The sequence below is a fragment of the Trebonia sp. genome (genome assembly GCF_049794275.1).
Classification (GTDB): domain Bacteria; phylum Actinomycetota; class Actinomycetes; order Streptosporangiales; family Streptosporangiaceae; genus Trebonia.
In genome coordinates, this window is the sequence record NZ_JBARCR010001169.1 from 1 (window position 1) to 4,673 (window position 4,673).

Annotated in this window: 6 protein-coding genes; all 6 read right to left on the bottom strand. The window is 71.1% G+C overall.

Going from position 1 to position 4,673, the window contains the following annotated elements; all coding sequences use genetic code 11:
* The coding region (locus tag WA805_RS28855; protein ID WP_425243902.1) for a sulfite exporter TauE/SafE family protein at positions 1 to 444 on the bottom strand (444 nt) is incomplete at its 3' end.
* Positions 445 to 573: 129 nt separating this feature from the next.
* A complete protein-coding gene (locus tag WA805_RS28860) occupies positions 574 to 1,545 on the bottom strand; it encodes a sigma-70 family RNA polymerase sigma factor (RefSeq protein WP_422274907.1) in 972 nt (323 codons plus the stop codon).
* Positions 1,546 to 1,639: 94 nt separating this feature from the next.
* A complete protein-coding gene (locus WA805_RS28865; RefSeq protein WP_422286685.1) occupies positions 1,640 to 2,353 on the bottom strand; it encodes an alpha/beta fold hydrolase in 714 nt (237 codons plus the stop codon).
* Positions 2,354 to 2,521: 168 nt separating this feature from the next.
* Entirely contained in the window at positions 2,522 to 3,016 is a 495-nt protein-coding gene (locus WA805_RS28870; protein ID WP_425243903.1) for a glutathione peroxidase, read from the bottom strand.
* A gap of 9 nt (positions 3,017 to 3,025) precedes the next feature.
* Positions 3,026 to 3,697: an NADPH-dependent F420 reductase gene (locus tag WA805_RS28875; protein ID WP_422279912.1), complete on the bottom strand. Its 672-nt coding sequence runs from the start codon at positions 3,695 to 3,697 to the stop codon at positions 3,026 to 3,028.
* Between the two features lie 49 nt (positions 3,698 to 3,746).
* The coding region (locus WA805_RS28880) for a phytoene desaturase family protein (RefSeq protein WP_425243904.1) at positions 3,747 to 4,673 on the bottom strand (927 nt) is incomplete at its 5' end.

The window sequence follows — 4,673 nt, forward strand, 5'->3', positions numbered from 1 at the left end:
CAGCTGCACCGCGCCGGTGCCGTCACCGCCACCCGGGGCGGCGGCCAACCTGTCGACTTGCCGCCGGGCCATCCACCGCGCCAGCCGGGGCTGGATGAGCACCATCACCACCGCCACGCCGATCAGCGCGGGGACGATCGCCTTGAACGCCTCCGCCGGCAGCACGAGCAGCAGGATCGCGCCGACCAGGCCGCCGCACGCCGACGCCGAGCCGAGCCTGATGATCCGCCGCCGCTGGCCCTCCAGTTCGGCGCGGTAGCCGTGCACGCCGCTGGCCACGCCGGGCACCAGGCCCACGTTGTTGCTCACGTTCGCGAGCACCGGGGGATACCCGAAGGCGAGCAGCGTCGGGAAGGTGATCAGCGTGCCGGAGCCGACGACGGTGTTGATCGTGCCCGCCGCCAGCCCGGCCGCGAAGATGGCGAGGGCTTGGAGGAATGGCACACAATCACGCTAAGGCCGCCCGTTGGCCATGTCGTCACGTCCGAGATGTGACAACCGTCGCATTCAGCCCCGCAGCCCCGCCGGAACGCGGAGAACCGGCCGCCGTGGAGTCAGCCGCTGCCGCTGCGGCTAAGGCTTTTCGTCGAGGTGCGGAGGCAGCCCGAACAGCGGGAACAGCGCACCCGTATCGAGAAACCAGGTGAACCGGCTGAACTTCCCGTCCGTCGCCTCGTGCACCTGCAGTCCCCACGGCTGGTAGCCGCCGGCCCGGTCGGGCTTGTACTGGCCGAACGCCTGCACACCGTTCGCCCGCACCGGCACCAGCACGGAACCGGCGCACGTGCTCGCCGTCGGCTGGACCATCCAGGCCGTGATGTCGATGTTCCCCTGCAGCCACAGCTCGAACGGCGGCATCGTCATCACCGCGTCCTCGTGGATGAGCGCGAGCAGCGCCTTCATGTCATAGCGCTGGAAGGCGTCGACGTAGCGCTCGAGCAGTTCGGCGTTCTCCGGCTCGACCTCGGAAGGGCGCTGGTGGTCGGGCAGCTCGGCGAGGGTGGCACGGGCCCGCTGCAGCGCGCTGTTGACCGAGGCAACGGAGCTGTCGAGGACCTGGGCGGCCTCGGTCGCGGGCAGCTTGAGCACCTCGCACAGGATCAGCGCGGCGCGCTGCCTGGCGGGCAGGTGCTGCAGCGCGGTCACGAACGCCAGCCGCACCGAGTCGCGCAGCGCGGCGATCTCCGCCGGGTCGCCGTGCTCGGGCATGACAGTGACCTCAGGGATCGGCGTGACCCAGACGTCCTCGGCCGGCCAGGGGCGCAGCAGCGACTCCAGCGGCGGCGACGAAGGCCCGAGGTCCATCGGCAGCGCGCGCCGCTTCTCGCCGCGCAGCGCGTCGAGGCATACGTTGGTGGCGATCTTGTACAGCCAGGATCGCAGGCTGGACCGCCCCTCGAAGCTGTCGGCGTTCTTCCACGCGCGCAGCATCGTCTCCTGGACGGCGTCGTCGGCTTCGAACGCCGAGCCGAGCATCCGGTAGCAGTATCCGGTCAGCTCGCGGCGGTAGATCTCGAGGTCTGCTTGGGTTGCTGTCACCGGCATAAGTGCCACCCTACGCCGGGGGTCCGACATTTTTGATCCTGAACGGGCCCGGCCTCCTCACCAGGCCACATGTCTCGGGACGGGCGCGAGCCCGCTAGGTGAGCTCCAGCAACAGTTCCGCGAGCTCCGCCGGGCGCTTGACCGGGATCAAGTGGTCGGTGTCGATTTCCCGGTAGCGCCACGCCGGGTCCGTCTTGGTGCGGTCGGCGGCCTGCCAGAACGGGTGCCTGCGGTCATCTTCAGGCGTGCGGGCGTCGGCGGTGGCCTTGATATACGTGCGTGTGAACGGGTACTCCTCGAGCGGCTGGCGCAGCCGGACCGGCTGGGTGAAGCAGCCGACGGGGTGCGGGGAGCGGCGGGCGAAGTGCCAGTCCGCTTCCGCCGCGTCGTCGAAATTGCGGGCCATCGGGGGCACCAGCCATTCGCCTCCCAGCCCGATGCCGCTCGTGCCGTAACCGGCGCCGGTGAGATCGTTGAGGGACTGGCCGTCGGCGGGCAGGAACGCGTCCAGGTAGACGAGGTGGGCGACCCGGTCCGCGACGTACTCCAGCGAGCCGGTGACGACCATGCCGCCGTAGGAGTAGCCGAGCAGCACGATGTCGCTCAGGTCCTCGTACAGCACCGTGTTGACCACGTCGGTGACGTGCGTGGTCAGGTTGACCTGCGGGCTGGCCAGGTGCACGCGCTCGCCGATCCCGGTCAGGCTCGGCGTGAACACGTCGTGCCCCGCGGCGCGCAGCGGCCCGCGCACGGCGCGGAAACCGTATGAGCCGCCCCATGCTCCGTGCACCAGAACAAACGTCGTCATGCCGGGGACGTTAGACCGCTGGCGCGGGCACGGCAATGTGCGCTCGGCCCAAATCTGGTGGTGTGTACCGTGATGTCCCGCCCGCCGCGGCACGCGATGCTGGCAGTGAGGCAACCGCCGCCCGGGGCGCTGAGGGGGGCCGTTCGCGGGGAGCGGCGCTACCCCGGGTTAGGCGGGGGCCGGCAGGGCAGCCTCGATCGCGCTGAGCACCTCGGGGTCGTCGGGCGTCGTCATCGGCCGGAACCGCGCCGCCACGCTGCCGTCCGGGCGCACCAGGAACTTCTCGAAGTTCCACTGAATGTCGCCCGCCTCGCCGCTGGCGTCGGGGACCGCCGTCAGCTCGGTGTAGACCGGGTGCCGGCCGGGGCCGTTGACCTCGATCTTCTCGAACATCGGGAACGTCACGCCGTACGTCGCCGAACAGAACTCGGCGATCTCATCAGCGCTCCCCGGTTCCTGTCCGCCGAACTGGTTGCACGGGAAGCCGACGACGGAAAAGCCGCGGTCAGCCAGCCGCTCGTGCAGTGCCTCGAGGGCGGTGTACTGCGGGGTCAGCCCGCACTTGGATGCGACGTTCACCACGAGCAGCGTCGTGCCCGCGAAAGCGCCGAGCGAGGACTCCTCGCCGGCCAGGGTGCTGACCGGAATGTCATAGATGCTCACGCCCCAACGCTACCTGGCGGCGGCCGCAACAGCCGCCCGGATGACGCCGCTGCCGGCGGGCGTGCCCCGCTCGTCGTCGACCGAGCCGTACGGCGTGCCGTACACCGGCTGCCCTGGCTCCTGCCGCCAGCTCTCGGCGAGCGGCCCGTAGTCGAGCGCGTCGTACCCGATCGATTCGAGGAACCCGGTGACCGCTCGCTTCCCGGCGGCGCTGTCGCCGGCGATCGGGAGGGTGGAGCGGTCGACCGCGCCCGGCGGGCGCGAGAGGTTCAGCAGGTGCTTGAAGAAGATGTTGTTGAACACCTTCACGACCTCAGCGTCAGGCAGTAGCCGTCGCAGGTATTCGCTGCTGGTGAGCGACTTGTCGTCGAGCTCAGGCAGCTGGCCGTCGAGCGGCGGGTGGTAGTTGCCGGCATCCAGGACGAGCTTGCCGGCCAGCGCCGCGGCCGGCAGCAGCGGGTAGGCCTTGACGGGGACCGCCACCACGACGAGGTCGCCAAGCATCGCGGCCTCCTCGCTGGTCACCGCGCGGGCCCCGGGCGACCCCAGGCTCGCGACCACGTCGCGCAGTGTCTCCGGTCCTCGCGAGTTGCTCAGCAGCGCTTCGTCCGCGCCGTGAATCGCCAGCCTCGCCACGGTGCTCCCGATGCGGCCGCTTCCTATCAGTCCGATGATCGCCACGTCTACGGCCAACCGGGCGCCCGTCGCGCTGATTCCGCGCGTCCAGGCGCTAGGCGCTGGAACCGCGCCGCAGGCGGCGGCGCCAGCGCTCGGCGCGCTGGTCGGCGAGAATCTGCCGCACCACATTGCGCCCGGGGATCCCGGTGACCCCGCCGCCGCCGTGCGTCCCCGACCCCGCCTGGTACAGCCAGCGCACCGGTGTGCGCAGGTCCGCGTAGCCGGCCGCGGGCCGGCCGTGGAACAGCTGCCCGAGCGACAGCTCGCCGTGGAAGATGTTGCCGCCGACCAGGCCGTACTCCTCCTGCATCTCGTGCGGCCCGATGACCTGCCGGTGCAGCACCGAGTCGGTGAACCCGGGCGCGACCGCCTCCACCCGCGCGATGACCCGGTCCGCGTAATCGGCCAGCGCGGCCTCGTCGGGCGTGTCCGCATACGTGTCCGGCACCCACTGGGTGAACATCGACATCACGTGCTTGCCCGAGGGCGCCAGCGAGTCGTCGAACACCGACGGGATGCAGATGTCCGCGAACGGCAGCGTCGCCGGCTTCCCGCCCACGGCCTCCTGGAACGCGTTCTCCACGTCGTCGAGCGACTCCGACAGCACGATCGTGCCGCCGTGCACGGCCGGGTCGACCGACGGGTGCGCGGTGAACACCGGCAGCCTGTCCAGCGCGAGGTTGATCTTGACCGTGCCGCTGCGCGTCTGCCAGTGCTCGATGTCCGCCGCGAAACCCGCAGGCAGCTCCGCCCGGTCGAGCAGCCGCAGGAACGAGATCGCGGGATGCGCGGTGGTGACGACGCAGGAAGCGTCGATCTCCTCGCCGCTGGCCAGCGTCACCCCGGCGACCGCGCCGTCACGCACCCGGATCCGCCCCACCTCGGCATCCGTCCTGACCGTCGCGCCGAACCCGCGGGCCGAGGCGGCGATGGCGGCGGCGACCGCGCCCATCCCGCCGCGCGGGAACCCCCAGGCGCC